Raw genomic sequence first — 595 nt, forward strand, 5'->3', positions numbered from 1 at the left:
TTTTTTTTTTTCAAGCAGAAGACGGCATACGAGATGCTCAGGAGTCTCGTGGGCTCGGCATTCGGCGGGGTGTTGTTGGCACGCTTCGGCACCATAAAAATCCTCTATGTCGGCGCCTTCCTGGTAGCCACCACCAATCTGTTGTTCGCCCTGCAGGCCATGGTGGGCTACAACGTGCCACTGCTGACCCTGGCGATTTCGGTGGACAACTTCAGCGGCGGTATCGCCACAGCAGCCTTTATCGCTTACCTTTCCAGCCTCACCAGCAGCGGCTACAGCGCCACTCAATATGCGCTGCTGTCTTCGGTGATGTTACTGTTTCCCAAGTTTATTGCCGGCTTCTCCGGCGCCTGGGTCAACGCCTTTGGCTATGTGAATTTCTTTGTCAGCGCCAGCATCATAGGCTTGCCCGTGCTGCTGCTGATTTGGCTGGTGCAAAAAAACAGCCCGCCGAAGCGGGCCGATACTGCTCAGGATGCGCTCAAGTCGCAGATTAACGACTAGTCGCGGAAGTTATTGAACTGGAACGGCTGGCCCAGCTCGGCATTGCGGGCCAGCGCCATTACGGCCTGCAAGTCGTCACGCTTCTTGCCTG

Annotated in this window: 1 protein-coding gene; it reads right to left on the reverse strand. The window is 56.5% G+C overall.

Features of this window, described 5'->3' with window-relative positions:
* Positions 1–500: 500 nt before the first annotated feature.
* On the reverse strand, positions 501–595 hold a 95-nt coding region (locus tag K5R16_RS22070), incomplete at its 5' end, for a DUF520 family protein (protein ID WP_220740555.1).

Origin of the sequence: Shewanella sp. c952, assembly GCF_019654975.1 — a bacterium.
Classification (GTDB): Bacteria; Pseudomonadota; Gammaproteobacteria; order Enterobacterales; family Shewanellaceae; genus Shewanella.